Raw genomic sequence first — 24976 nt, 5'->3', positions numbered from 1 at the left:
ATTTCCATGCATGTACGCGACGTCGATCTGAACCTGTTCGTGGTGTTCGACGCGATCTACACCGAGGGCGGCGTCAGCCGCGCCTGTTTCCGTCTCAATCTGACGCAGCCCGCGGTGAGCCACGCGCTGAGCCGGCTGCGCGCGATGTTCAACGATCCGCTGTTCGTGCGCCGCCACCACCTGATGACGCCGACCCCGTTGGCGCGCCAGATCATCACCACCGTGCGCCAGGCGCTCAACGGCCTCGAGACGACGCTGACCCACACCAACCGCTTCGATCCGGCCAGGACGCCGAAGCGATTCGTGATCGGCCTGCGCAACAATCTCGAAGCGCCGATGCTGAGCGCGCTGGTCAACCGCATCAGCGCGGTGGCGCCGCTGGTCGAGATCGCGACCGTGCGCAGCGAGCGCAACAATCTGGAGCGCGAGCTTGCCGCCGGCACGCTGGATGTCGCGATCGATACGCTGCTGCCGCTCTCGACCGAGGTGCGGCGCGAGCAGATCCTGACCGAGCATATCGCGGTGTTTGCCCGGCGCGGCCATCCCGAGCTCGGCACGCGGCTCGACAAGACGGCCTATCTGCGCATGGAGCATGTCTGCGTGACGTCGCGCCGCAGCGGCGTGTCATTCGAGGACTTCCAGCTCCAGCGCCTCGGCCTGACCCGCACCGTTCGCCTGACCTGCCAGAATTTCGCGACCGCCTGTCATGTCGTGAGCCGCAGCAACATGCTGCTGACGGCGTCGGAAAGCGCCGCCTCGGTGCTGGAGGACCCGGGGCTGTTGCAGTGCTTCCCCTGCCCGTTCCCGATCAGCCCGCACGTCAATTATCTCTACTGGCACGCCACCGCCGAGGGCGACACCACCAATCAATGGCTGCGCGAGCAGCTCCGCGCCGCCGCTTCGTTGCTGGCCGGAAGCCGCTTCAGCAAGAAGAACCGGCGCGCGGCCAAGACGCGGCCGAAGGTAGGAGTTCCGATGCCGACCAGTCTCGCCGCTGAATAGCAGCGGTATTCTTATTGATTCACCAGCCGGCACTTGGACGTGGACAGTGGCTGAAAGGCTTCAGCCGCCGGGATGGTCTCCTCCACCGCATAATAGTCCCATTTCTGCTTGACGTCGGCCGGCGCCTTCACCTTGACGAGATACATGTCGTGGATCATGCGGCCGTCCGCGCGGATCCTGCCGTTGCGCGCGAACATATCGTCGATCGGCATCGACTTGAGCCGCTGCATCACAGCTGCCGCGTCGTCGGTCTTAACCGCCTGTACGGCCTTCAGGTAATTGGTCACCGCGGAATAGGCACCGGCCTGCACGAAGTTCGGCATCTTCCCGACCTTGGCAAAGAAGCGCCGGCTCCATTGCCTCGAGCGGTCGTCGAGGTCCCAGTAGAACGGTTCGACCAGCAGCATACCCTGCGTCGCCGCCGCGCCGAGCGCGTTGACCTCGGTGATCGTACCGACCAGCGGCACGATGGTCTGCCCCGGCGTGATGTTGAAATCCCTCGCAGCCGTGATGGAGTTCAGGAGATCGGCGCCGGCGTTGGCGAATCCGATTACCTTGGCCTTCGAGGCTTGTGCCTGCAGCAGGAAGGACGACAGGTCGGTGGTGCTGATCGGGTGATAGACCGTGCCGAGCACCGTGCCACCGGAGCGTATGATGGCTTCCGAAGCTTCCGCCACCAGGGATTTCCCCAGTGCGTAGTCGACGGCGACGAAATACCAGGTCCCCAGGCCCAGCGACTTCACCAACCGCGCCTGACCGTTGGTGAACGAATAAGTGTCCCAGGTATAGCTGATCGTATTGGGCGAGCACTGCTCATTGGTGAGCCGCATTGAGCCGGAGCCGGTGACGATCAGCATGCGTTTTTTGGTTTCCGCGACGCTCGACACCGCCAGTGCGACACCGGAATTGATGACGTCGGTGATCAGGTCGACGCCGCCGGTATCGTACCATTGCCGCGCGATGCCGGTGGCGACATCCGGCTTGTTCTGGTGATCCGCGGAGATCAGTTCCACCTTGAACGGCGGCTTCTCCTGCTCGACGAAATCGTCGATCGCCATCTGCGCGGCCGCAACTGCACCCGCACCGGCGAGGTCGGAAAACACGCCGCCCATGTCGGTGAGAACGCCGACCTTGACGGTGCCGTCGGAAATCCCCGTCGTCTCCGCCAATGCACCCGTGCATCCTGCGGCCAGCATTGCGGCAACCAGCCACGCAATCAAATTCCGAATCCTCATGACAACTTCCCCGTTCTGACGCGGCTTCGGCGCGCTTTTGTCGTGCGTGGCGACGCGAATTATTCGGCAGCCGCCCGCTTCATGTCATTGCGACGCAGATTGCGGCGGGCCCAGACGGCGACCTCCTGCATCGTCGTCTGCGTTTCCGGGAGGAACGGGAAGATCGGATAGACGTGGACCGAATCCTCGACGATCCGCAATGTCACATCGACACCGGCCTTCTCGGCGCGCTCGGCCAGCCGCGTGGCATCGCTGAGCAGCACTTCGCCCTGGCTTGCGGTGACGAACAGCGGCGGCAGCCCGGTCAGATCGCCGAACAGTGGCGATACCAGCGGGTCGGTCGGCTCGTGGCCCTGGAAATACGACGCACCCATGAAGGTGAGCAGGTCGCGGTTGGCCGCGGGATCGTCGCCGTTGAAAGCACGAATAGTCGGGCCTGACAGGGTCAGATCGGCGAATGGCGCCACCGAGAGGATCGCCGCCGGCAACGGATCGCCCGCGTTTCGGAGCGCCAGGACGAGCGCAACGGCCATGCCGCCGCCCGCCGACTCGCCGGAGACCAAAATCGAGCTTGCATTGACGCCACGTGCCAGCAATGCGCGATAGGCCGCCACCGCATCGTCGATCGCGGCGGGATAGGGATGCTCCGGCGCGAGCCGGTAGTCCACCGTATAGCAGGCGCCATCTACCGCCGCGGCAAGACGGCTTGCATATTCCAGCGAGCCCTTGGCGGAGCCGATCAAGTAACCACCTCCGTGGAAATGCAGCACGACATTGCCGCGCGGCACATTCGGCGCCGCGACGCGCCAGGCCTTGACGTCACCCAGTTCGTCCTCCACCGCAGTGGTGTCCGCGGGCAGCGGGAAGTTCGTGGTGAGGAAGCGGTCATAGGCCTCGCGCAATCCGTCATGTCCGCGCGCCACATCTTCAGGCCGAAAAGCGAATTTCCAGAGATCGAAGGCGCGCTGGCCCTCGGGACGGCGCAAGCGCTTGCCTTCGCGCAGGCCCGTGACATTGAGCACCTCGCCGGGCGCCCCCTCCGTGGCTTTCACGACGTCATAATCCCACGCGAGGCCCCAGCTGGTCTCGGCGAGCGGATCGATGCGCGCCATGCCCTTCCAGCGACCGTTGCGATCCCGTATGCGGTTGGCCTCGGTCTCATGCATCAGCTTGACCACGGCGCGCGCGCCGGCCTGGATGCGCGTGGTGCGCGGCAGCCGCCGCTGCTCATAGTCCCTCAGCGCGCCCGGCACATCGTCCTGACGACGCGACAGCACGCGCGCAAGGGTCCAGGCGTCCTCGATGCTCTGGCCGGCGCCCGCGGCAAGAAACGGCACCATCGGATGGGCTGCATCGCCAAGCAGAGTGATGCGGCCGGAGCTCCAGCTGTCGATCGGATCGCGATAATACATGCCGGTGATGAAGGCGCTCCGGCACTGCTCGAGCATTTTGCGTGCGCGCGGCTCGGCGTCCTCGAAGGAGCGCAGCATCTCGGAAGTGTCGCCGCTCTCGTCCCAGGATTCGCGAGTCACCTCTTGCGCGGGTACCGAGGCGAGGATGCTGTAGAGATTTTTCGGCCGCACCCAATAGGTGATCAGCGTCCGGCCGGGGCCGAACCAGTAATTGCCGCGCTCCTCCAGATTGAGCCCTTCGAGACGCTCTGCTGGAATCAGCGAACGCCACATCAGGATGTTGGCAAAGTGCTTCTGCTCCGGTCCCCGCAAATGCTGGCGTACCACCGAATGGATGCCGTCGCAGCCGACCAGCACGTCGCCGCGCACGATCTCGCCATTCGCAAGCTTCGCCTCGACGCCGCCCGCGTCCTGGGACACCGCCACGCAGCGGGCGCCGAGCCGCTTGGATTCCGCCGGCACCGCATCAGACAGAATCTGCACCAAATCCGCGCGATGGATGTTGTACATCGGCGCCCCGTAGCGCTTCGCGGCCTCGTCGCCCAAGGGAGCCTGGTACATCATCTTGCCGGAGCGCAGGTCGCGATAGTCATAAGACTGCGGCTTCACGCCGACGCTGCGGATCGCGGTCTCGAGCCCGAGCTCGCGCAGCACGATCGCTGCGTTGGCGGCGATCTGGATACCGGCCCCGATCTCGCTCAGCCCTTTGGCCTGCTCCAGCACAAGCGCGTCAACGCCTTGATGACGCAGCGCAATCGCAGTAGTCAATCCGCCGATACCGCCGCCCGCAATGAGCACCCGCATGGTTTGTCTCCGCCCTATAGTCGAATTAAGTGATTTCGCTTAAATTAGGTCAGGATCAGTTCGCATGTCAAGCAGGCGAAGAACCACGCGCGCGAGTTCGGAAGAAACGCGGAACCAGATCAAGGCCGCGGCACAATTGCTGTTTGCCCGGCACGGTGTCGACGCGGTCACCGTGCAGCAGATCGTCGATGCCGGGGGGCAGCGTAACAACGCAGCCCTGCACTACCATTTCGGCTCCAAGGAGGAATTGATCCGCCAGATGGTGGTCGACGGCGCCACGGTGCTCGACGGGCGTCGACGCGAGATGCTCGACGAGATCGAGGCGCGCGGGGGTCCCAAAAGCATCAGGGAGGTGCTGCTGGTGCTGGTCATGCCCGTCATCGAACTCGGCGAGGACGAACGTTGGCACGGATATATCCGCTTCACCACGAACCTGCAGGCCTCAGATCCGAAGGCGTTGCGCGACGCGCTCAACGGCCGTTGGAATGCGAGCTATGTCGCGTGCTTCAACTACCTGAAGACGATGCTCCGTCTGCCGGCGCCGATCGTGGAACAGCGCCTTTCAATTTTCGCGATCTACGCCAACGCGATCCTGTCGGCGCACGAGGCCGCCGTCGAGTCGCGCAACACCAAGAGCAGCCGCCTTTGGGGGCAACCGTTCACGATCGAGAATATCCTCGATACGCTTGAGGCTACGCTCACCTGCCCGCTCTCGCAGGGCACCTCGTCGAAGCTGCCGGCAGGCTAAGGCGCGTCGGTCACATCCCGCTCAAGCCGCTGTCGACCGCAAGCGTCTGCGCGGTGACGTAGACGCTTTCATCCGACATGAAGAACAGCACCGCATAGGCGATCTCCCACGCAGTTGCCTGGCGGCCGAACGGGACCTGGCTCTTGCCGCGCGACGGCCGACCCGCACCGGCCTCGCGGCCGTTCGGGGTGTCGACCAGCCCGGGATAGACCAGATTGGCGCGGATGCCACGCCGCGCGCCGGTGTGCGCGATGTTGCGCATCAGGCCGCCGAGCGCGGCCTTTGAGGAATCATAGACCGCCATCTGCGATCCCGCCTTCAACGCCGCGATCGACGAGATGAAGACGATCGAGCCGCCGTCCTCGAATTTCGGCAGAGCGGCGCGGCAGCACAGCATCGGCCCGCGGACATTGACGTCGTAGATCCGGTTCCACTCCTCCGCGCTGACATTGTCGAGCCCGGTCTTGCCGAAGGTACCGATGTTCAGCACCATGCCGTCGAGCCCGCCCATGGCGTGATGAGCCTCATCAATCATCCTGATGACGTCGGCCTCCTTGGTGACGTCGGCGGCGATCGCGAAGCCGCGGCCGCCGTCGGCGGCGATGCGCGCGACCGTAGCCTCGGCCGAGCCACGGTTGAGGTCGGCGACCGCGACATGCGCGCCCTCGCGCGCGAACAGCAGGCTCATGGCGCGGCCGTTGCCGATCGGATCGGTCGCGGCGTCGAACACACGCTGGCCGCCGCCGACCACCAGGATGCGGCGGCCTTTGAGCCGCCCCCTGCCCGGCGCGATACCTGACGATTCCGCGCTCAGCGGACGGACATAGCGGTCAGGCTTCGCGTCTTGCGAGGTCCCTTGCGGAGTCTCGGACATCTCATCAACCCCGCTTCTTGCTGGCCTCGTACACGACCATGCCGGCGGCCGGATCGAGATCGGTCTCGGTGGCTTCGGTCAGGCGTGCCATCATCATGTAGAAGCCGAGCGTGACGATCGCCTCGACGATCTCCTGATCGCTGAAATGCTCGCGCACCCCTGCGAAGGCCGCGTCGCCGACGCGCACCTTCTCGACCACCTCGCGGCCGAAGCCGAGCAGTGCGCGTTCGGCGGCGTTGAGCGAGGGATCGTCGTAATTGCCGCGCTCGACGGCGTCGATCTGCGGCTGGGTGACGCCGACACCGAGCGCAATCGGCACATGCTGGCGCCATTCATAGGCGCCGCCCTCGAGCTGCGCGGCCTGCAGGATCAGGAGCTCGCGATTGACCGCGGAGAGCTTTTGTTTGTGCAGGATCGAATTGGCGAGCCGCATTGCCGGGATCATGTTGGTCTCGGCGTGGGCCATCATGCGGAAGATGTTGAGCTTGACCGGCATGCGGTCGAACGCCGTGCGGATGTCGCCGCTGGTGGTATCCGGATCAATCAAAGGCAGCCTTGCCACGTGTCTCTCCCTTTTTCGTTTGTTCGTTGTCTTGCTATCCGTGCGTCCACCTAATGCACCGGGCTGACCGAGATCAAGCCGACCGTCCGGCATTGCCCGAATTGCGGGGTTCAGCCATGCGGTTCCGCGCTTGAATCCACATCCGCGGGCGGGCATAAGGATCGGCATCTCCCTGAAAAAATGACCATAGCCCAAGGATTTACGATGCCCGCCTATCGCTCCCGCACCACCACCCACGGCCGCAACATGGCGGGTGCTCGCGGCCTCTGGCGCGCCACCGGCATGAAGAACGAGGATTTCGGCAAGCCGATCATCGCGGTGGTCAATTCCTTCACCCAGTTCGTGCCCGGGCATGTGCATCTCCAAAACCTCGGCCAGCTGGTGGCGCGGGAAATCGAGAAGGCCGGCGGGGTGGCAAAAGAGTTCAACACCATTGCGGTCGATGACGGCATCGCGATGGGCCATGACGGCATGCTCTACAGCTTGCCCTCGCGCGAGCTGATCGCCGACAGCGTCGAATACATGGTCAATGCGCATTGCGCCGACGCGATGGTCTGCATCTCCAACTGCGACAAGATCACGCCTGGCATGCTGATGGCGACGCTGCGCCTCAACATCCCGACCGTGTTCGTCTCGGGCGCCCGATGGAATCGGGCAAGGTCCTGCTCAAGGGCAAGAAGCGCGCCGTCGACCTGATCGACGCGATGGTTGCGGCCGCCGACTCCAACGTGTCGGACGAAGAGGTCGAGGTGATCGAGCGCTCGGCCTGCCCGACCTGCGGCTCCTGCTCCGGCATGTTCACCGCGAATTCGATGAACTGCCTGACCGAGGCGCTTGGCCTCGCGCTGCCCGGCAACGGCTCGGTGCTGGCGACCCATGCCGACCGCAAGAGCCTGTTCGTCGAAGCCGGCCATCTGATCGTCGATCTCGCCCGCCGCTATTACGAGCAGGACGACGCCAAGGTGCTGCCGCGCAACATCGCGAACTTCAAGTCGTTCGAGAACGCGATGACGCTCGACATCGCGATGGGCGGCTCGACCAACACCGTGCTGCATCTGCTCGCCGCCGCCCGCGAGGGCGAGGTGCCGTTCACGATGGCCGACATCGATCGTCTCTCCCGCAAGGTGCCGGTGCTGTGCAAGGTCGCGCCCTCGGTGCCGGACGTCCACATGGAGGACGTGCATCATGCCGGCGGCATCATGGCGATCCTCGGCGAACTCGACCGCGCCAGGCTGCTGACGACCGACGGCCCGACCGTGCACGCCGCGACATTGAACGACGCGCTGAACCGCTGGGACGTGGTGCGGACCACGAGCGACAAGGTGCGCAACTTCTACTGCGCCGCCCCGGGCAACGTGCCGACCCAGGAAGCCTTCAGCCAGGATCGCCGCTTCGACGAGGTCGATCTCGATCGCGAAAAAGGCGTGATCCGCAACGCCGAACATGCCTATTCCAAGGATGGCGGCCTCGCCGTGCTGTTCGGCAATCTTGCGGAAGACGGCTGCATCGTGAAGACCGCCGGCGTCGATCAGAGCATTTTGAAGTTCTCAGGTCCCGCCCGCATCTTCGAGAGCCAGGACGCGTCGGTCGACGCCATCCTCGGCAACAAGGTCAAGGCCGGCGATGTCGTGCTGATCCGTTATGAAGGTCCGCGCGGCGGCCCGGGCATGCAGGAGATGCTCTACCCGACCAGCTACCTGAAGTCGAAGGGGCTCGGAAAGGCGTGCGCGCTGATCACCGACGGCCGCTTCTCCGGTGGATCGTCGGGCCTGTCGATCGGCCACGTCTCGCCGGAAGCCGCCGAAGGCGGCCTGATCGGCCTGGTCGAGGAAGGCGACGTCATCGAGTTCGACATCCCGAACCGCAAGGTCAACCTCAAGGTCGACGATGCAGAACTCACGCGCCGTCGCGCTGCGATGGAAGCCAAGGGCAATGCGGCGTGGAAGCCGGCGGCGCCGCGCAAGCGCGCCGTCTCGACCGCGCTGAAGGCCTATGCGGCGTTCGCGAGCAGCGCGGCGAAGGGCGCGGTGCGCATCCTGCCGGAGTGATCGGCAACAAGTGCTAAGTCACATGCAGGTCGGCCGCCTCGATCCGGATGCGGTCGGCATGCAGTGACCAGTCGCACAACGATTGTTCCTGGCAGAATTTGACCTTGGCCATCTCGGTGGCCTGACCTTCGCTCAAGGCGTCGATCTCGAGCGCGCCCTGGCAGACCTCGCGCTCGCGGCCATTGCCGCCGAGCACGTCCTTCATGAAATGAACGACAAAGCGTGACATGGAACCCTCCCCGCTGGACCGGAAGAGCCGGGAGTACCGCTTTAGCACTAACGCGAAATGGGGTTGAGTTAATTCGGCGCCAGCGGATGCGGCGCTTCGCAGCGGGTGGAAAACTACGCGCCGGCCTGAGGCAGGCTGGCGGCCGCAATCGCGACGATCTGCGCAAGACGGCGGCCGATTTTCGCGGGCGCGTTGCGGAGCAATAACTGGACCTGTCGCATGGCACGTCTTCCTTCGGTGTCCGGAATGGTCGGGCACATCGGGAAAATGGCGACTTCGGGCTAAGCCGTCGATATCTCAGGGAAAATAACAACGGACGCGTTGCGGCGCGGCGGTTTGGCAGTGGGTTTGTTGCCCGGATCGCGGTGTTGGCGAGGGAGATTTTCTCCGGCTTTTTTTGTGGGCCGCCGCGTCACGCTTCTGGCCTCGCTAGTGAGGGACGCATGGCGGAAGGGTTCCCTCCCCCCTTGCGGGGGAGGGCTAGGGAGAGGCTACCACACGGCACACTCTCTCCCTTTGAACTCCAACGACGCGCGATCGGAATTGCGACGGTTGTGCCCTCGGCAATCGTCTCGCGCGGGGCCACCCCTCTCCCCACCCTCACCCGCAAGGGGAGAGGGAGCCTGGCCAGCGTGCTCACCTAACACGAGGCCGCGCCACCTTCCTGGCATGAACCCGAACGTCTTCTCGAACCGCTTCGCATACACCGGCCAGACCTCGGGATTGACGATGCGCGGCGGGCGCGCCTGCCCGATTTCGGAATATTGGAAATTTATCCCTGAGTTGCCCGACACGTCAAGTTGACTCATTGAACACCGGCAGCGGCCAGCTCCTTTGCATGGGGTTGTTTTCGATATTTTGGCCGCGCGGCCGCGGCACGCCTCTCGCCGTGCTAGTGAGGGACGCACCAACGGCAGGGTTCCCTCCCCCCTTGCGGGGTCCGAGGCGAGCGAAGCTCGCTCTCGAGGTTAGGGAGAGGGGTGCCACACGGCACACTCTCACCCTTCGAACTCCAACGACACGCGATCGGAATTGCGACGGTCGTGCCCTCGGCAATCGTCTCGCCTGCGGCCACCCCTCTCCCCAACCCTCTCCCGCAAGGGGAGAGGGAGCCTGGCCAGCGTGCTCACCTGACAAAGGCGAGAGCTACCACCACCACCTATCCCGGCATGAACCCGAACGCCTTCTCGAACCTTTTCGCATAAACCGGCCAGACCTCGGGGTTGATGATGCGCGGCGGGCGCTTGCCGTCGAGGGCGTCGAGGATCTGCTCGGCGGCGATGCGGCCCATGTTGATGCGCGCCTCGCGGGTGACGCCGGCGGTGTGCGGGCTCGCCAGCACATTGTCGAACTGCAAGAGCGGATGATCCGGCGGCGGCGGCTCCTTGGCCCAGACGTCCAGACCGGCGCCGGCGATGCGTTTTTCGCGGAGCGCATTCTCCAGCGCCTTCTCATCATGGATGAAGCCGCGCGCTGTGGTGACGAAATAGGCATGCGGCTGCATCAGCGCGAATTCGCGCGGGCCGATCATGCCCCGGCTCTTGCTGTCGAGCGGACAGGAGATCGAGACGAAGTCCGCGCGGCGCAGCAGATCGTCGAGCTCGACCTTCTCCCCGCCCCGCTTCGCCATCTCCTCCGCGGTGAGATACGGATCATAGGCGATCACCTTCATGTGCAGCAGGCCCCTGCACAGCTCGGCGATACGGCGGCCGACATTGCCGAGACCGACGATGCCGACCGTCTTCTCCTTCAGCTCGTTGCCGATCAGGTCGTTGCGGTTGACGTTGGCCTCGCGCCGCAGTCGGCGGTCGGACTGGATGATGCGCTTCGACAGCGTCAGCATCATGCCGAGCGCGTGCTCGGCGACCGAATTGGCGTTGCCGCCGGACTGGTTAACCACCAGCACGCCCGCCGCGGTGCAGGCATCGACGTCGACCGGATCGAAACCGGCGCCGTTCGAGGAGACGATCAACAAATTCGGCGCCCGCTTCAACAACTCCGCATGGGCATGGAAATGCGGCGCCAGCTCATCGCGCGCGGCGCCGATCTGATAGGCATGCGCGTCAGCGAGCACCGGCGCGAACGTCGCCTCCGGCGTCTCGTTCTCCAGGCGATCGAGCCGGACATCCGGCCGCTTCTTCAGGATGTCGACGTAGATCTCGTGGGCGAGGTATTTGACGTAGAACACGCGCTTGTTGTTGACGGTCATGTCTTCGAGCAGCCTTCAGTTTGGGAAGCCATAGAGTCGTGCGGGATTGTCGACCAGGATGCGGTGCCGGGTGGCGGCATCCGGCGTCCACTCCTGGAACAGCGTCAGCAGATGGCCGGCATCGGGCATTTCGCCCTCGACGCGCGGATGCGGCCAGTCGCCGCCCCACACCAGCCGTTCAGGGTTGGCCGCGACCAGCGCTTCGTGGAACGGTCGCGCATCCGGATAATCCGGTGCGCGCCGGCTCAGGCGATGCGCGCCTGACAGCTTGGCCCAGCACCAACCCTCGCCGACCGCGCGCAGCAGGCTCTGGAAACCCGCGGTGTTGATCCCTGCGGCAGCATCGGTGCGGCCCATGTGATCGACCACGACAGGCAGACCGAGCGCCTTCAGCGTCGGGATCGTGTCGGGCAGATCCTTCACGTCGATCCAGAGCTGCAAATGCCAACCGAGCTCGGCCATGACGGGCGCATGCGTCTCGGCGACCCCAAGCGGAATGCCACCGCGATAGTGCAGCTGGCCGCCGCGGAAGAAATGGTTGAAGCGCAACGCGCGGACGCCGAGCACATGCCATTGCCGCAGCGTGCCCGCCGCGACTTCGGCATCGGCCACCGCAACGCCGCGCAGCCGCGCCGGCTCGCGCTGCAACGCATCCAGCATCGCCGAATTGTCGCGGCCATGCGCGCTGCCCTGCACCAGCACGCCGCGGGTGAACCCGAGCGCATCGAGCATGCCGAGATAGCTCGCAAGCGGTGCGTCAGGTGGCGTGTAGCTGCGATCGCCGGCATAGGGAAAGCGATCCGCCGGGCCGAACACATGGGCATGGGTATCGCAGGCCTTCGGCGGCAGCTTCTCCCGGGGCGGCGTCACCGGACGCGGCGGCAGGCAGGCGGGAATCTCCGATGCAGCCATTGGTTTACTCCGCCTTCATGCCGGCCGCCTTGATGATCGGCCCCCACTTGTCGTAGTCGGCCTTGATCTTGGCGGCGAATTGCTCCGGCGTGCTCCCGATCGAGATCGCGCCGAGCTTGCCGAGCCGCTCCTTCACGGCATCGGTGTTCACCGCTGCGACGAAATCATGCGAGATCTTCGCGACGAGATCGGCGGGCATGTTACCGGGACCCAGCAGGCCCCACCACACCTCGGTGTCGTAACCCGGCACGGTCTCCGACATGCTGGGCACATCAGGCAGGAACGGCGCGCGCGACGCCGCGGTCACCGCCAGCGCGCGAACCGTGCCGGCCTGCAACTGCCCGACCGATTCCGGCCCGTTGTTGAACGACATCGGAATCTGCCCGCCGAGCAGATCGTTGATCGCCGGCGCGCCGCCCTTGTAGGGGATCGCGTTGAGATCGATCTTGGCAAGGTTGTTGAGCAACTCGCCGGCCAGATGGGTCGAGGTGCCGTTGCCGGCATGGGCAAACGAGAGAGTGCCAGGCTTTGCCTTCGCCGCCGCAATGACGTCGCCGACCGACTTGAACGGAGAGTCCGCGCGCACCAGCAGCACGTTCGGCGACGATGCCAAGAGCGAGATCGGCGAAAAATCCTTGAAGGTGTCGTAGGGCAGCTTTGGATAGAGGAACGGATTGGTGGCGTGGCCGCTCGCCACCATGATCAGGTTGTAGCCGTCGGGCGCCGAGCTCGCGATCGCCTGCGAGGCGATCACGCCGCCGGCGCCCGGCCGGTTCTCGACCACGATCGACTGCGTCCAGATCTTCGACACCGCTTCGGCGAGCGTTCGCGTCAGCACGTCGACGCCGCCGCCGGGCGGATATGGAACGAGAACGTGAACGGCCTTTGCCGGGTAAGGCTGCGCGGACGCGAGCCCGGCCACGACCATGGCCGCTGCCGCAATGGCGGTCCGCCAGACCCATCCGGCCATTGATGCCTCCGTCCCTTGATCGTTCTATTGTTACCGCCTGTATCGCACGGCAGTTCAGCGCTGCGATGGCCGAATTCCGCAGGTCGCGTTGCGGACGCGACATGTTGACAATCACCTGCGCCGCGTCAAGTTTTGTGCCGCAAGCGACCGTCAGCGTCGCGCGAGCAGGGAGAACGGGATGGCGGCCGCGGAACACGCCTCGTCCAAAGATAAAGCCAAGGATAAGTCCCAGGATGCGGCGACCACCTGGCACGGCATCGTGCTGCAGACGCTGAAGCGGAACGAGATCAAGCTGGTGCCCTATGTGCCAGACCGGGTGCTGACCACGCTGATCAAGGATCTGCACGCCGATCCCTACTTCACGACATTTCCGACCGCGCGCGAGGAAGAGGCCGTCGGCATCGTCTCGGGCGCCTGGATGGCCGGCATGCGCGGCGCGGTGCTGATGCAGACCTCGGGCTTTGCCACGCTCGCCAACGTGCTGGCCTCGCTCGCGGTGCCCTACCAGATCCCGCTGATCATGTTCGTCTCCGAGCGCGGCACGCTCGGCGAGTTCAATTACGGCCAGGCGCTGGTCTGCCGCACCATGCGCCCGGTGCTGGATTCGCTCGCCATGGAGCACCACACCATCACAAGGCTCGACGAGCTCGAATTCATCGCCGACCGCTCGATCAAGCAGGCCGTCACCACCCAGGCGCCGGTGGCGCTGATCCTCTCGCCGCTTTTGACCGGCGGCAAGACCTTCGACAAGTGAGATCAGCCATGACCAACACTCCCGCGCGCAACACCAAGGTGATGAACCGTTTCGATCTCACCCGGCGCCTCGTCGCCGGGCTGAAGGACGAGGCCGTGATCGGCGGCATCGGCAACACCAATTTCGACCTCTGGGCCGCCGGGCACCGCCCGCAGAATTTCTACATGCTGGGCAGCATGGGACTGGCGTTTCCGATCGCGCTCGGCGTCGCGCTGGCGCAGCCGAAGCGGCGGGTGTTCGCGCTCGAAGGCGACGGCTCGCTGTTGATGCAGCTCGGCTGCCTCTCGACCATCGCAACGCTGGCGCCGAAGAACCTGACCATGGTGGTGATGGACAACGGCATCTACCAGATCACCGGCAGCCAGCCGACGCCTGCCGCCGGCCACACCGACATCGTCGCGGTCGCAATCGCCTGCGGCCTCGCCAGCAGCTCATGGGCCGCCGACGAGGACGATTTCGAGCGGCTGATCGAACAGTCGAAACAGGCGGCCGGCCCAACGCTGATCGGCGTCCGCATCGACGACAAGCCCGGCACCGGCACGACAAGGCGCGATCCCGTGCAGATCCGCGAGCGCTTCATGCATGGCATGGGCGTGCGGCAGCTGCTGTAGGCAAGCTCCCGCGGCCTGCACCTCCGTCATTGCGAGAAGCAAAGCGACGAAGCAATCCATGCATCGGCGCACGCAGTGGACGGATTGCTTCGCTGCGCTCGCAATGACGGCAGTCGGGCGCTCATTGAGTCCCGCTCAATTCATCCGCAACTCGGTGATGTGTCGGGGATCCGGCTTCAGCTCGCCGCGTTCGACCCGCTTGACGATGTCGGTCAACGCGGCGTTGGCATTGCAGGCGAGGCCGAGCTTCTCGCCCTCGCGCACCACGACCCCGTTGAGGAATTCGATCTCGGTGCGGCGGCCCTTCTGCATGTCCTGGCCCATCGAGGGGCGCTGTGCCGATGAGGTGCGCTTGCTGTCCTTGAAGCGTTGCTCGTCGCAGGCGCGGGTCGCGGCCTCGTCGCCCTCGCCGGCCCGGGCGATCGTCTCCGGCGGCAGATGCAGGATCTCCTCCAGCTGATAGCCCTGCGCCTGGCCGACACGGATCGCCTCGCTGCCGAGCCGCGTCGAGAAGCGGCGCAGCAGCTCGCTTTGCAGCACCTCGCCGCCCGCTAGACCCGTGCAGGCCGAGAGCCCGTTGCCCATCACGTTGGCGACGAGCTTGGACCAGCGCTCGCCCCAGAGATTCGAGGTGACCTTGGCGCTGTCGGAATAGCCGACCAGCCGGCACACTTCCTCCGCCCGCGCGGTGATGCGGCCATGCACCTCGCCGGCGCGAAACACGGTGTGATCAGCCCCGCCCTTGCCGGCGCCGCGATGGATATGGCCGGGCTCCGGCAGATTGACGGTGATGCTGCTGGCGATGCAGCCGAGCGTCTTGCCCCAGCCGACGATGCCGGCGATGGTCTCCTCGTTCATACAGTTCTGCAGCGAGACGACATAGCCGTCAGCCGCCAGATATTGCCGGATCAGCATCGTGGCCCAGGCCGTGTCGTAGGACTTCATGCAGACGAAGGCGATGTCGACCGGCTTCTCTTTCGCCAGTTGCTGCGCGTCGGTGACGTGCAGCGCCCGCACCGGCACCGAGAATTCGGCGACGTCCATCGCGTGGGTGACGCGCAGCCCGTGCTTGCGCATGTGCGCGACATGCTCAGGCCAGGGATCGATCAAGGTGACGTCCTCACCCGCCTGCGCCATGTGCGCGCCGGCGTAGCCGCCGACCGCACCTGCCCCGACGATCGCGATCTTCCGACCCATGCTTCCAATCCCTGTCGTTAAGGCAGACGCTTGCTGCGTCCGTTTGCCGACCAGTCTAGGGATCGGACCGTCAGGCCAACCGGCCTCCTCATGAAAAAAGCGGGCCCGTGCCATGCGAAAATCCCCGCAGGCGGCGTGCCCGCGAGGATCTTCGCAGTCTGAAATATCGGCGCGATCAGTCGATGATCTTGACGACCCGGCGGGTGCGCGGCTCCACGATCACGCGGCGATCATTGACGACCGCGTAGCGATATTCGGTGTAGCGCGGCACCGGCCGCAGCACGACGGTGTCGGGCAGCGGCTCGCCGACCACGACGCGCTCACGCACCACCACCGAGGGTTCATCGCGCGGGATCGACGTGATCACCGCATTCGGAATCTCGAGGCCGGCGCCGACCGCAGCACCAACCGTGCCGCCGACGATCTCGCCGACCGGGCCCGCGATCTCGCCACCGGTCCGCGCACCGTTTGCGGCGCCCGCTGCAGTGGTCGACTGCGCGAAGGCCGAACCGGACGCGAGCAGCGACGCAGCAGCGACAAGGGAAACGGCAAAACGCTTGTTCATGATTGTCCTCCTCCGAGTTGCAAGACGCCCCTTCAACATCGCAGGAAACGAGACGTTCCAGTTCCAGCACGCAACTTGCGCGCAAATTCCAGTTCCGCCGCAACTCGCCTGAGTTCCCGCACAAAATGAAAATGCCGCTTGATGATGCCCGAGGCGGCATTCATGCTTCGTTCAGATTCAAGGTTGGCTCAGAGCAGGCCCGCGCCGCGCGCCGCTCAATCCGGCGCCTTTTGATCGGTTCGCCGTCTCGGCGCGCGCCGTCGTGAAGCTGGCCGGCTCGGCGGCGATGCAGCCTCCGGCTTGATGCGGATCCGCATCGCACCGCCCTTCGGATTATCGATCTCGAAGGCGTTTGTCCTGCGGACCAGTTCGCCCAGCGTGCGGAAGCCGTAGGTCCTCTGATCGAAGTCCGAGGCGACATTGGCAAGCTGGCGCCCGACCTCACCAAGAGTGACCCAGCCATCCTCGCTTGCGATCTGGCTCGTCACCTTCTTGATGATGGGCGCGGCCGCCTCGGGCGGCTGCAACGGCTTGGGGCGCACGGTCGTGTCCTGATTACTGGTCACGCCGCCGCGCAAATTCTCGGTATAGACGAACCTGCGGCAGGCCTGCCGAAAACTCTCCGGCGTCTTCTGCTCGCCAAACCCGAACACGTCGATGCCATGCTCACGAATGCGGGCGGCAAGCCTGGTGAAATCGCTGTCCGACGACACCAGGCAGAAGCCGTCGAACCGGCCGCTGTGCAGCAGGTCCATGGCGTCGATCACCAGCGTGATGTCCGATGCGTTCTTTCCGGTCGTGTAGGCAAACTGCTGCTGCGGGATGATGGCATGCTTCGACAGGATGTCGGCCCAGGCCCTGGATCGCGGGTTGGAGAAGTCGCCATAGATGCGGCGCACGCTGGCTTCGCCGATCTTGGCGATCTCCTCGAACAGCCCATCGGCGATCTTCGCCGATGCATTATCGGCATCGATCAGAACGGCCAGACGGGGCGAACGGAGTTCGGAAGGCATGGCATTTCTCGGCTGGGACACGATGGAACAAGATTCCGGCAGACAGCTCCGGAACCGGCACGGCCGCCGCCATCGGAGCACATCGCGCGTCCCAGGCATAGACTCGGCAGCGGTCGGACGGACGTTCGCCGCTGCGGCAGCCCTCCGGCTGCGCGGGGTCAGATCACCTCGCCGAGGTCGATCGCCCGCCTTGCGAACTCGATGGCCTTCTCGGCGTTGATCGCGTCCGCTGTCGTTGTCGCCTCATCGCGCACCGATGGCGGAGACGCGATCCGGATCTTCTTGCCGTTCGATCGGCGGATGGTGGCGCGCCAGCGATCGACATCGCGCCGATAGGCATCGATGACGAAGTCCCGATAGGTGACGCCGCTCATCAGCGGCTGGATCGATGGCGCTTCCGGACCGGCCGGCCGGCTTGCGACATCGCGCACCATCTCGACAATCAGCTCGACGGCATGTTCGCGGCCGACGCCGCTCGTGTTCCTGAGCAGATAGCTCACCGCCGCGCCGATCTGCGCCCTGGCGCGATCATCGCTCGCAAAATCCGAATCGACCTGGATTGACATATGGGGAAAACGCCTCCGTGCAGCCACGAGACGTTTAATCGGCCCCCCGTTAAAGCCGGATTATCCGTTAGGCCCCGATTTCTCGGATGCCGTTAACCGGGTCTTGATGCCGCTTCGGGAGGTATCCGAAGCGGCATCGCTTGTTGGCCCAGATCAAGGCTGGATCAGGTCACAGCAGGCCCGCGCCGCGCGCCCATTTGTACTTGGCGCCCAGCACCTCGACCGGCAGTTCCGTCGAATAGGCGTAGGCCGGAATGCCGTTCTGGTAGAGATATTCGGCGGCCTCCTCGACCTCGACGTCGCCGGCGAGCGAGGCGACGATCGGCTTCACGAAGCCCTTGGCCTCCATCTCCTTCTTCACCTCGACCATGTTGCGCGCGAACACCATCGGCGGCGTCACGATGGTGTGCCAGTAGCCGAGGATCAGTGCGTGGATGCGCTCATCCGACAGGCCGAGCTTCACCGTGTTGACGTAAGTGATCGGCGGCTCGCCGCCGGTGATATCCACAGGATTTCCGGCCGCGCCGAACGGCGGGATGAACTTGCGGAACGCCGCATCGAGATCCGGCGGCATCTGCATCAACGACAGGCCGTTGTCGACCACGGAATCCGACAGCAGCACGCCGGAGCCGCCGGCACCGGTGATGATAAGGACGTTCTCGCCCTTCGGCGTCGGCAGCACCGGCACGCCGCGGGCGAATTCCAGCAATTGCCGGAGCGAGCGGGCGCGGATCACGCCGGACTGCTTGAACACGTCCTCGTAGATCTTGTCATTGCCGGCGAGCGCGCCGGTGTGCGACGACGCGGCTTTCGCACCCGCAGAGGTGCGGCCGGCCTTGAGCACGACCACCGGCTTCTTCTTGGAGACGCGCTTGGCGGCTTCCGCGAAGGCGCGGCCATCCTTCAGATCCTCGCAGTGCTGCGCGATCAGATTGGTGTTGGGATCCTGCTCGAAGAAGGCGAGCAGATCGTCCTCGTCGATGTCGGACTTGTTGCCGAGCCCGACAATCGCCGACACTCCCATCTTGGCCGAGCGCGAGAAGCCGATGATCGCCATGCCGATGCCGCCCGACTGCGACGACAGCGCGGCGTGGCCCTTGACGTCGTAGGCGGTGCAGAACGTGGCGCAGAGATTGGCCGGCGTGTAGTAGAAGCCGTAAATGTTCGGCCCCATCAGGCGGATGTTGTACTTCTTGCCGACCTCGACGATCTCGGCCTGCAATTCGGGCGCGCCGGCTTCGGCGAAGCCCGAGGGAATCAGCACCGCGCCGGGGATTTTCTTCTCGCCGCATTCGGCGAGCGCGCCGGCGACGAATTTCGCGGGGATCGCGAACACCGCGGTGTCGATCACGCCGGGCACGTCCTTGACGCTCTTGTAGGCCTTGTAGCCGAGGATCTCCTCGGCCTTCGGGTGGATCGGATAGATCTCGCCCTTGTAGCCGCCGTTGATGAGGTTCTTCATCACGGAGTTGCCGATCTTGCCGTCCTCGGCGGAGGCGCCGATCACGGCTACGCCCTTCGGCTGCATGATGCGGCTCATCGCCGCGACGATCTCCTCGGTCGGACGCGGCGCCGGGCGCGGCTTGTAGTCGAAGTCGACGACGATGCGGACGTCGGCCGCGATCGCGTTCTTGCTGGTGGCGAACACCGGGTTGAGGTCGAGCTCGACGATCTCGGGGAAATCGCTGACCAGCTGCGACACCTTGACGATGACGTCGGCGAGCGCCTCGCGATTGACGGGCTCGCCGCCGCGCACGCCCTTCAGCATCTCATGGGCCTGAATGCCGTCGAGCATCGACAGCGCGTCGTCCTTGGTCGCGGGCGCGAGGCGGAAGGTGATGTCCTTGAGAATCTCGACCAGCACGCCGCCGAGGCCGAAGGCGACCAGCTTGCCGAACGAGCCGTCGGTGATCGAGCCGACGATCACCTCGGTGCCGCCGCCCAGCATCTGCTGCACCTGGATGCCGTTGATCTTGGCGTCGGCCTTGTACTTCCTGGCGTTGGCGAGAATGGCCTCGTAGCTCTTCTCGGCGTCGGCTGCGCTCTTGACGCCGACCACCACGCCGCCCGCCTCGGTCTTGTGGAGAATATCGGGCGAGACGATCTTCATCACGACCGGGAAGCCCATGTCGGAGGCGATCCGGGCGGCCTCGGCGGCCGACTTGGCGACGCCTTCCTTCGGCACCGGGATGCCGTAGGCGTCGCAAACCACCTTGCCTTCGGGCGCGGTGAGGCTCGTGCGCTTGTCGGCCTTGACCGCATCGAGAACTTTGCGGACCGCATCCTTTGAATTTGACATCGGCTTCCTCCTGGGACAAATTTTATGGCATTTGGTATGCCAGAAACGCAATTGTCAAGCTCGCAGGCTCACCGGGTGCTCAAAAATACCGAAAAATATAGGTCGCTTGACATTCTGGTATTTGGCATGCCAAAAATCTAAGGTAATTTCTTCTGCTAAGAAGACGTCTCCAAGAGGAGGAGACGAGTCGTGCCTGACCCGAAACAGACCAAGGCGTCACCCACCATGGCTGACACAGATATCGCCATCGTCCGGATCGCGCCGGAGACAAGCTTCAAGAACAAGGCCTATGAGGCCTTGAAGGAAGCCATCCTGAAGATGGACATCTACGCGACGCCCGAGCCGGTGATGCTCGACGAACGCGCACTGTCCGAGCGTCTCGGCGTCAGCCGCACGCCGATCCGCGAAGCCATCGCGATGCTCGAGCAGGACGGCTTCGTGAAGACCGTGCCGCGCCGCGGCATCATCGTGGTTCGCCGCACCAAGTCGGAGATCGTCGACATGATCCGCGCCTGGGCCGCACTCGAGAGCATGGCCGCGCGACTGATCACGACCACCGCGCGCAAGAAGGACATCTCGGCGCTGCGCGACTTCTTCAAGGACTTCAGCGACGATCGCCTGCCGCAGGATCACGTCGAGGAGTATTCCAAGGCCAACATCGCCTTCCACCAGGCGCTGATCTCGCTGTCGGAATCGCCTGTGCTGGTCGATCTCACCAACGACCTGCTGCTGCACGTGCGCGGCTATCGCCAGCTCACGATCGGCCGCAAGGACCGCACCGCGACCTCGCTGCCGGAGCATCTCGGGATCATCGAGGCGCTGGAAGCGCGCGATACCGAACTCGCCGAAAAGCGCGCGCGCGATCACACGCTTGGCCTTGCCGCCTATGTCGAGGCGCACGGTCAAGAATTGTTCACTTAGGTTTTAGAGTCCACTCACGCTTCAGACGACGATCAGATCGTCCGAACAAGAACGATCAGGGAGACGATGCCGATGCTGAATACCGCTACGAAGTCCGAGGCACCGGGCACCGAGCAGGAACTGACCGATGGCTTCCATCTCGTCATCGATGCGCTCAAGCTCAACGGCATCGACACCGTCTACGGTGTGCCGGGCATCCCGATCACGGACCTGGGCCGCATGGCCCAGGCGGCGGGCATTCGCGTGCTCTCGTTCCGCCACGAGCAGAATGCCGGCTATGCGGCCTCGATCGCCGGCTTCCTCACCAAGAAGCCCGGCGTCTGCCTCACGGTGTCGGCACCCGGCTTCCTGAACGGCCTCACGGCGCTCGCCCACGCCACCACCAACTGCTTCCCGATGATCCTGGTCTCGGGCTCGTCCGAGCGCGAGATCGTCGACCTGCAGCAGGGCGACTATGAGGAGATGGACCAGCTCGCGATCGCCAAGCCGCTGTGCAAGGCGGCGTTCCGCGTGCTGCACGCCCAGGACATCGGCATCGGCCTGGCGCGAGCGATCCGCGCCGCGGTGTCCGGCCGGCCGGGCGGCGTCTATCTCGACCTGCCCGCAAAGCTGTTCGGTCAGGTCATGGACGCGGCAGCCGGCGAGAAGTCGCTGGTCAAGGTCATCGACGCAGCGCCCGAGCAGATCCCCTCCCCGTCATCGGTCAAGCGCGCGCTCGACGTGCTGAAGAGCGCAAAGCGCCCGCTGATCATCCTCGGCAAGGGCGCCGCCTATGCGCAGGCCGACGAGGCGATCAAGACTTTCGTCGAGAAGAGCGGCGTGCCGTTCCTGCCGATGAGCATGGCCAAGGGCCTGTTGCCCGATCTGCATCCGCAATGCGCGGGCGCGGCGCGCTCGACCGTGCTGAAGGAAGCCGACGTCGTGATGCTGATCGGCGCCCGCCTCAACTGGCTGCTGTCGCATGGCAAGGGCAAGACCTGGGGCGAGGCCCCGAAGAAGTTCATCCAGGTCGACATCGAGCCGAAGGAAATGGATTCCAACGTCGAGATCGTCGCCCCCGTGGTCGGCGATATCGGCTCCTGCGTCTCCGCGTTCCTCGACGCGATGGGCGCGAACTGGTCGGCCGCACCGAGCGACTGGCTCGCGACCGTCGCCAAGAAGCGTGACGACAACGTCGCCAAGATGGCGCCGAAGCTGATGAGCAACGCCTCGCCGATGGATTATCACGGTGCGCTCGGCGCGCTGCGTACGATCATCGCGGAACGTCCGGACACCATCTTCGTCAACGAAGGCGCCAACACGCTCGATCTCGCCCGCGGCGTCGTCGACATGCACAAGCCGCGCAAGCGGCTCGACGTCGGCACCTGGGGCGTGATGGGCATCGGCATGGGCTATTCGATCGCGGCCGCGGTCGAGACCGGCCTGCCCGTGCTTGCAGTCGAAGGCGACAGCGCCTTTGGCTTCTCCGGCATGGAGGTCGAGACCATCTGCCGCTACAAGCTGCCGATCTGCGTCGTGATCTTCAACAATGACGGCATCTATCGCGGTACCGACGTCAACAGCGCAGGCGACGATCCGGCGACCACCGTGTTCGTCAAGGGCTCGCGCTACGACAAGATGATGGAGGCCTTCGGCGGCGTCGGCGTCAACGCCACCTCGCCGGACGAGCTGAAGCGTGCGGTCAACGCGGCGCTGGATTCCGGCAAGCCGACGCTGATCAACGCCGTGATCGATCCGGCGGCGGGCTCCGAGAGCGGCCGCATCGGCAACCTCAATCCGCAGAGCGTTCTGCAGAAGAAGAAGTAACCCCTTAAACCCCATCACTCCCTGCGGGTGCAGGGGCAGACAGAGTACGGAGCAAAAGATATGACCAAGGCGCTCAAGGGCGTTCGCATTCTCGATTTCACCCACGTCCAGTCGGGTCCGACCTGCACGCAATTGCTGGCCTGGTTCGGCGCCGACGTGATCAAGGTCGAGCGCCCCGGCGTTGGCGACATCACGCGTGGCCAGCTGCAGGACATCCCGAACGTGGACAGCCTGTATTTCACCATGCTGAACCACAACAAGCGCTCGATCACGCTCGACACCAAGAACCCGAAGGGCAAGGAAGTGCTCACGGCGCTGATCAAGCAGTGCGACGTGCTGGTCGAGAATTTCGGCCCCGGCGTGCTCGACCGCATGGGCTTCCCCTGGGAGAAGATCCACAGCATCAACCCGAAGATGATCGTCGCCTCGATCAAGGGCTTCGGCCCCGGCCCGTATGAGGATTGCAAGGTCTACGAGAACGTCGCGCAGTGCACGGGCGGCGCCGCCTCGACCACCGGCTTCCGCGACGGCCTGCCGCTCGTCACCGGCGCGCAGATCGGCGACAGCGGCACCGGGTTGCATCTCGCGCTCGGCATCGTCACCGCGCTCTATCACCGCACCCATTCCGGCAAGGGCCAGCGCGTCACCGCGGCGATGCAGGACGGCGTGCTCAACCTCGCCCGCGTCAAGCTGCGCGACCAGCAGCGCCTCGCCCACGGCCCGCTGAAGGAATACAGCCAGTTCGGCGAAGGCATTCCGTTCGGCGATGCCGTGCCGCGCGCCGGCAACGATTCCGGCGGCGGCCAGCCCGGCCGCATCCTGAAGTGCAAGGGCTGGGAGACCGACCCGAACGCCTACATCTACTTCATCACCCAGGCGCCGGTCTGGGAGAAGATCTGCGACGTGATCGGTGAACCCTCCTGGAAGACCGATCCGAACTACGCCAAGCCGCCGGCCCGCCTGCCGCGCCTCAACGAGATCTTCGCCCGCATCGAGCAGTGGACGATGACCAAGACCAAGTTCGAGGCGATGGAGATCCTCAACAAGGACGACATCCCCTGCGGCCCGATCCTGTCGATGAAGGAGATCGCGGAAGACCAGTCGCTGCGCGCGACCGGCACCGTGGTCGAGGTCGATCACCCGACCCGCGGCAAGTACATCTCGGTCGGCAACCCGATCAAGCTGTCGGACTCGCCGAGCGAGGTCGCCCGCTCGCCGCTGCTCGGCGAGCACACCGACGAGATCCTGCGCGAGGTGCTCGGCTTCTCAGATCACCAGGTCGCCGAGATCCACGATTCCGGCGCACTCGATCCGCCGCGCAAGCAGGCCGCCGAGTAAAGGGCAGCGCGTCTCACCATCAAAGGCCGCCGGCTTCGGCGGCCTTTTTTCATCCGTGGTAAGCGCCGTAGGTTCAGATCGTCGGCGCTGCAACAAGCAACGCCGACGACGTCTCTGGTTCGCGCTTTCGCCGTCTCAAGTTTTGATCGGAATGGCGGAGACGTGGAACACCTCGAGGTTGCCGGGCGTCCATTGCGGCAGGGATCCCGGGGCATAGTACTGGCAGTTGACAAAGCCGCTTCCATTGCCCTGCCGCGACGCGACTCCGGCTGCATTCATCCGCAGGTAGGCATTCGGATAGTTGAAGGAGCGGATCGCAACGACGGGACTGTTGGGGATCGAGACGAACTGGAACACCTCATCGTTTCCGGGCACAGCTTGCGGCTGCACACCTTGGGGATAGTACTGACAGTTGACCGTTCCGCTTCCGTCGGCGTTGGCCTCAGTGACGCTCGAGCCGTCCATGCGCAGATACGCATTCGCGGAAACGATCGATCGAAGCGCGAAAGCCGTGTCGGAGACTGGAACGAAGAAGAAGACCTCGTCGTTGCCCGTCGCGGTGATCGGCTCGCTTCCCGGGCTGTAGAACTGACTATTGACGGTGCCGCTGCCGGCGCAGTTAGAGCTCGTCACCGCGGAGGTGTCCATGCGCAGGAAAGCGAAGCGGTTGCTCGCGGAACGAATCCAGATGTCTGCCATCACGCTGTTCTCCTCGGAGAGGGTTTCTCCAGTTGGAAACTGGCGAACCGCGAAGCTGTCGTGGCGCCAGCCGATATCGCGAGAGTTCGCCAGGCGATCCCGCTTGCTTTCGACCCTAGTGCACGCCAAGATTGTATTGCCGTGATCCACGTCACAATCACACAATCCGCATCCGCACGCGTCCAAGCGAGGGGCAGATCGA

21 protein-coding genes and 1 pseudogene are annotated in these 24976 nt (G+C 64.8%); 8 read left to right on the top strand and 14 right to left on the bottom strand.

Translation table 11 applies throughout. The features are described 5' to 3' along the window. Positions 1 to 6 precede the first annotated feature (6 nt). On the top strand, positions 7 to 1002 hold the full coding sequence (locus H8A92_RS02520) for a LysR family transcriptional regulator (protein ID WP_229194289.1): 996 nt from the start codon (positions 7 to 9) through the stop codon (positions 1000 to 1002). An 11-nt stretch (positions 1003 to 1013) separates the two neighbouring features. On the opposite strand, the gene H8A92_RS02515 is transcribed toward H8A92_RS02520, so the two are convergent. Further along, on the bottom strand, positions 1014 to 2237 hold the full coding sequence (locus H8A92_RS02515) for an ABC transporter substrate-binding protein (RefSeq protein ID WP_229194288.1): 1224 nt from the start codon (positions 2235 to 2237) through the stop codon (positions 1014 to 1016). Positions 2238 to 2296: 59 nt separating this feature from the next. Further along, entirely contained in the window at positions 2297 to 4453 is a 2157-nt protein-coding gene (locus tag H8A92_RS02510; RefSeq protein ID WP_229194287.1) for an alpha/beta hydrolase fold domain-containing protein, read from the bottom strand. Positions 4454 to 4517: 64 nt separating this feature from the next. Here H8A92_RS02510 and H8A92_RS02505 point away from each other — a divergent pair, with 64 nt between their 5' ends. Further along, a complete protein-coding gene (locus H8A92_RS02505; protein WP_229194286.1) occupies positions 4518 to 5201 on the top strand; it encodes a TetR/AcrR family transcriptional regulator in 684 nt (227 codons plus the stop codon). Positions 5202 to 5211: 10 nt separating this feature from the next. Here the strand turns inward: H8A92_RS02505 and H8A92_RS02500 are convergent, their stop codons facing one another. Together H8A92_RS02500 and H8A92_RS02495 are read right to left on the bottom strand one after the other, a co-directional pair. Then, the gene (locus tag H8A92_RS02500) at positions 5212 to 6075 is read right to left on the bottom strand and encodes an SDR family NAD(P)-dependent oxidoreductase (RefSeq protein WP_229194285.1); all 864 of its coding nucleotides are present in this window, start codon (positions 6073 to 6075) and stop codon (positions 5212 to 5214) included. A 4-nt stretch (positions 6076 to 6079) separates the two neighbouring features. Beyond that, positions 6080 to 6637 (bottom strand): carboxymuconolactone decarboxylase family protein, encoded by a 558-nt coding sequence (locus H8A92_RS02495; RefSeq protein ID WP_229194284.1) that lies wholly within the window; start codon positions 6635 to 6637, stop codon positions 6080 to 6082. 204 nt (positions 6638 to 6841) lie between these two features. On the opposite strand from H8A92_RS02495, the pseudogene ilvD reads away from it, so the two are divergent. Next, positions 6842 to 8685: pseudogene (ilvD, locus tag H8A92_RS02490) on the top strand (dihydroxy-acid dehydratase). Positions 8686 to 8698: 13 nt separating this feature from the next. Here ilvD and H8A92_RS02485 read toward each other — a convergent pair. The 4 genes from H8A92_RS02485 to H8A92_RS02470 form a co-directional block, all read right to left on the bottom strand. Then, a complete protein-coding gene (locus tag H8A92_RS02485; RefSeq protein WP_163152564.1) occupies positions 8699 to 8914 on the bottom strand; it encodes a hypothetical protein in 216 nt (71 codons plus the stop codon). 1159 nt (positions 8915 to 10073) lie between these two features. Then, positions 10074 to 11123: a hydroxyacid dehydrogenase gene (locus H8A92_RS02480; protein ID WP_229194283.1), complete on the bottom strand. Its 1050-nt coding sequence runs from the start codon at positions 11121 to 11123 to the stop codon at positions 10074 to 10076. Positions 11124 to 11138: 15 nt separating this feature from the next. Further along, complete coding sequence (locus H8A92_RS02475) at positions 11139 to 12035, bottom strand: amidohydrolase family protein (protein ID WP_229194282.1); 897 nt, start codon at positions 12033 to 12035, stop codon at positions 11139 to 11141. Positions 12036 to 12039: 4 nt separating this feature from the next. Next, positions 12040 to 13005: a Bug family tripartite tricarboxylate transporter substrate binding protein gene (locus H8A92_RS02470; protein ID WP_229194281.1), complete on the bottom strand. Its 966-nt coding sequence runs from the start codon at positions 13003 to 13005 to the stop codon at positions 12040 to 12042. Between the two features lie 178 nt (positions 13006 to 13183). Between H8A92_RS02470 and H8A92_RS02465 the strand changes: the two genes are divergently transcribed. Both H8A92_RS02465 and H8A92_RS02460 read left to right on the top strand, forming a co-directional pair. Further along, positions 13184 to 13759, top strand: coding sequence for a thiamine pyrophosphate-binding protein (locus H8A92_RS02465; protein WP_229194280.1), 576 nt, complete (start codon positions 13184 to 13186; stop codon positions 13757 to 13759). 8 nt (positions 13760 to 13767) lie between these two features. Beyond that, positions 13768 to 14370: a thiamine pyrophosphate-dependent enzyme gene (locus H8A92_RS02460; RefSeq protein ID WP_229194279.1), complete on the top strand. Its 603-nt coding sequence runs from the start codon at positions 13768 to 13770 to the stop codon at positions 14368 to 14370. Between the two features lie 135 nt (positions 14371 to 14505). On the opposite strand, the gene H8A92_RS02455 is transcribed toward H8A92_RS02460, so the two are convergent. The 5 genes from H8A92_RS02455 to H8A92_RS02435 all read right to left on the bottom strand — a co-directional run bounded on the left by H8A92_RS02455 (position 14506) and on the right by H8A92_RS02435 (position 20010). Further along, positions 14506 to 15567 (bottom strand): ketopantoate reductase family protein, encoded by a 1062-nt coding sequence (locus H8A92_RS02455; protein WP_229194278.1) that lies wholly within the window; start codon positions 15565 to 15567, stop codon positions 14506 to 14508. A 175-nt stretch (positions 15568 to 15742) separates the two neighbouring features. After that, positions 15743 to 16132, bottom strand: coding sequence for a DUF1236 domain-containing protein (locus tag H8A92_RS02450; protein WP_163160259.1), 390 nt, complete (start codon positions 16130 to 16132; stop codon positions 15743 to 15745). Between the two features lie 215 nt (positions 16133 to 16347). Beyond that, positions 16348 to 17145, bottom strand: coding sequence for an NYN domain-containing protein (locus tag H8A92_RS02445; protein WP_229194277.1), 798 nt, complete (start codon positions 17143 to 17145; stop codon positions 16348 to 16350). Between the two features lie 158 nt (positions 17146 to 17303). Continuing rightward, complete coding sequence (locus H8A92_RS02440; RefSeq protein WP_229194276.1) at positions 17304 to 17711, bottom strand: hypothetical protein; 408 nt, start codon at positions 17709 to 17711, stop codon at positions 17304 to 17306. Between the two features lie 169 nt (positions 17712 to 17880). Further along, positions 17881 to 20010, bottom strand: a complete 2130-nt coding sequence (locus tag H8A92_RS02435; protein WP_229194275.1) for an acetate--CoA ligase family protein — start codon at positions 20008 to 20010, stop codon at positions 17881 to 17883. 225 nt (positions 20011 to 20235) lie between these two features. Here H8A92_RS02435 and H8A92_RS02430 point away from each other — a divergent pair, with 225 nt between their 5' ends. The 3 genes from H8A92_RS02430 (at position 20236) to frc (ending at position 24075) form a co-directional block, all read left to right on the top strand. After that, on the top strand, positions 20236 to 20931 hold the full coding sequence (locus tag H8A92_RS02430) for a GntR family transcriptional regulator (RefSeq protein WP_163160266.1): 696 nt from the start codon (positions 20236 to 20238) through the stop codon (positions 20929 to 20931). Between the two features lie 72 nt (positions 20932 to 21003). Next, positions 21004 to 22737 (top strand): oxalyl-CoA decarboxylase, encoded by a 1734-nt coding sequence (gene oxc / locus H8A92_RS02425; protein ID WP_229194274.1) that lies wholly within the window; start codon positions 21004 to 21006, stop codon positions 22735 to 22737. A gap of 60 nt (positions 22738 to 22797) precedes the next feature. Further along, complete coding sequence (frc, locus tag H8A92_RS02420; RefSeq protein WP_229194273.1) at positions 22798 to 24075, top strand: formyl-CoA transferase; 1278 nt, start codon at positions 22798 to 22800, stop codon at positions 24073 to 24075. A gap of 135 nt (positions 24076 to 24210) precedes the next feature. Here the strand turns inward: frc and H8A92_RS02415 are convergent, their stop codons facing one another. Beyond that, positions 24211 to 24774 (bottom strand): fascin domain-containing protein, encoded by a 564-nt coding sequence (locus H8A92_RS02415; RefSeq protein WP_229194272.1) that lies wholly within the window; start codon positions 24772 to 24774, stop codon positions 24211 to 24213. Positions 24775 to 24976 lie beyond the last annotated feature (202 nt).

It is taken from the genome of Bradyrhizobium acaciae (assembly GCF_020889785.1).
Taxonomy (GTDB): Bacteria; Pseudomonadota; Alphaproteobacteria; order Rhizobiales; family Xanthobacteraceae; genus Bradyrhizobium; species Bradyrhizobium acaciae.
This window is presented reverse-complemented; position numbering and strand designations above follow the sequence as displayed.

Bases quoted from the DNA above. Each gene is read 5' to 3' on its own strand.
- H8A92_RS02450 (WP_163160259.1), bottom strand. From the start codon at position 16,132: ATGAACAAGCGTTTTGCCGTTTCCCTTGTCGCTGCTGCGTCGCTGCTC.
- H8A92_RS02435 (WP_229194275.1), bottom strand. From the start codon at position 20,010: ATGTCAAATTCAAAGGATGCGGTCCGCAAAGTTCTCGATGCGGTCAAG.
- H8A92_RS02475 (WP_229194282.1), bottom strand. From the start codon at position 12,035: ATGGCTGCATCGGAGATTCCCGCCTGCCTGCCGCCGCGTCCGGTGACG.
- H8A92_RS02445 (WP_229194277.1), bottom strand. From the start codon at position 17,145: ATGCCTTCCGAACTCCGTTCGCCCCGTCTGGCCGTTCTGATCGATGCC.
- H8A92_RS02455 (WP_229194278.1), bottom strand. From the start codon at position 15,567: ATGGGTCGGAAGATCGCGATCGTCGGGGCAGGTGCGGTCGGCGGCTAC.
- H8A92_RS02460 (WP_229194279.1), top strand. From the start codon at position 13,768: ATGACCAACACTCCCGCGCGCAACACCAAGGTGATGAACCGTTTCGAT.
- H8A92_RS02520 (WP_229194289.1), top strand. From the start codon at position 7: ATGCATGTACGCGACGTCGATCTGAACCTGTTCGTGGTGTTCGACGCG.
- H8A92_RS02480 (WP_229194283.1), bottom strand. From the start codon at position 11,123: ATGACCGTCAACAACAAGCGCGTGTTCTACGTCAAATACCTCGCCCAC.
- H8A92_RS02440 (WP_229194276.1), bottom strand. From the start codon at position 17,711: ATGTCAATCCAGGTCGATTCGGATTTTGCGAGCGATGATCGCGCCAGG.
- H8A92_RS02485 (WP_163152564.1), bottom strand. From the start codon at position 8,914: ATGTCACGCTTTGTCGTTCATTTCATGAAGGACGTGCTCGGCGGCAAT.
- oxc (WP_229194274.1), top strand. From the start codon at position 21,004: ATGCTGAATACCGCTACGAAGTCCGAGGCACCGGGCACCGAGCAGGAA.
- H8A92_RS02465 (WP_229194280.1), top strand. From the start codon at position 13,184: ATGGCGGCCGCGGAACACGCCTCGTCCAAAGATAAAGCCAAGGATAAG.
- H8A92_RS02415 (WP_229194272.1), bottom strand. From the start codon at position 24,774: ATGGCAGACATCTGGATTCGTTCCGCGAGCAACCGCTTCGCTTTCCTG.
- H8A92_RS02510 (WP_229194287.1), bottom strand. From the start codon at position 4,453: ATGCGGGTGCTCATTGCGGGCGGCGGTATCGGCGGATTGACTACTGCG.
- frc (WP_229194273.1), top strand. From the start codon at position 22,798: ATGACCAAGGCGCTCAAGGGCGTTCGCATTCTCGATTTCACCCACGTC.
- H8A92_RS02430 (WP_163160266.1), top strand. From the start codon at position 20,236: ATGGCTGACACAGATATCGCCATCGTCCGGATCGCGCCGGAGACAAGC.
- H8A92_RS02500 (WP_229194285.1), bottom strand. From the start codon at position 6,075: ATGTCCGAGACTCCGCAAGGGACCTCGCAAGACGCGAAGCCTGACCGC.
- H8A92_RS02515 (WP_229194288.1), bottom strand. From the start codon at position 2,237: ATGAGGATTCGGAATTTGATTGCGTGGCTGGTTGCCGCAATGCTGGCC.
- H8A92_RS02505 (WP_229194286.1), top strand. From the start codon at position 4,518: ATGTCAAGCAGGCGAAGAACCACGCGCGCGAGTTCGGAAGAAACGCGG.
- H8A92_RS02470 (WP_229194281.1), bottom strand. From the start codon at position 13,005: ATGGCCGGATGGGTCTGGCGGACCGCCATTGCGGCAGCGGCCATGGTC.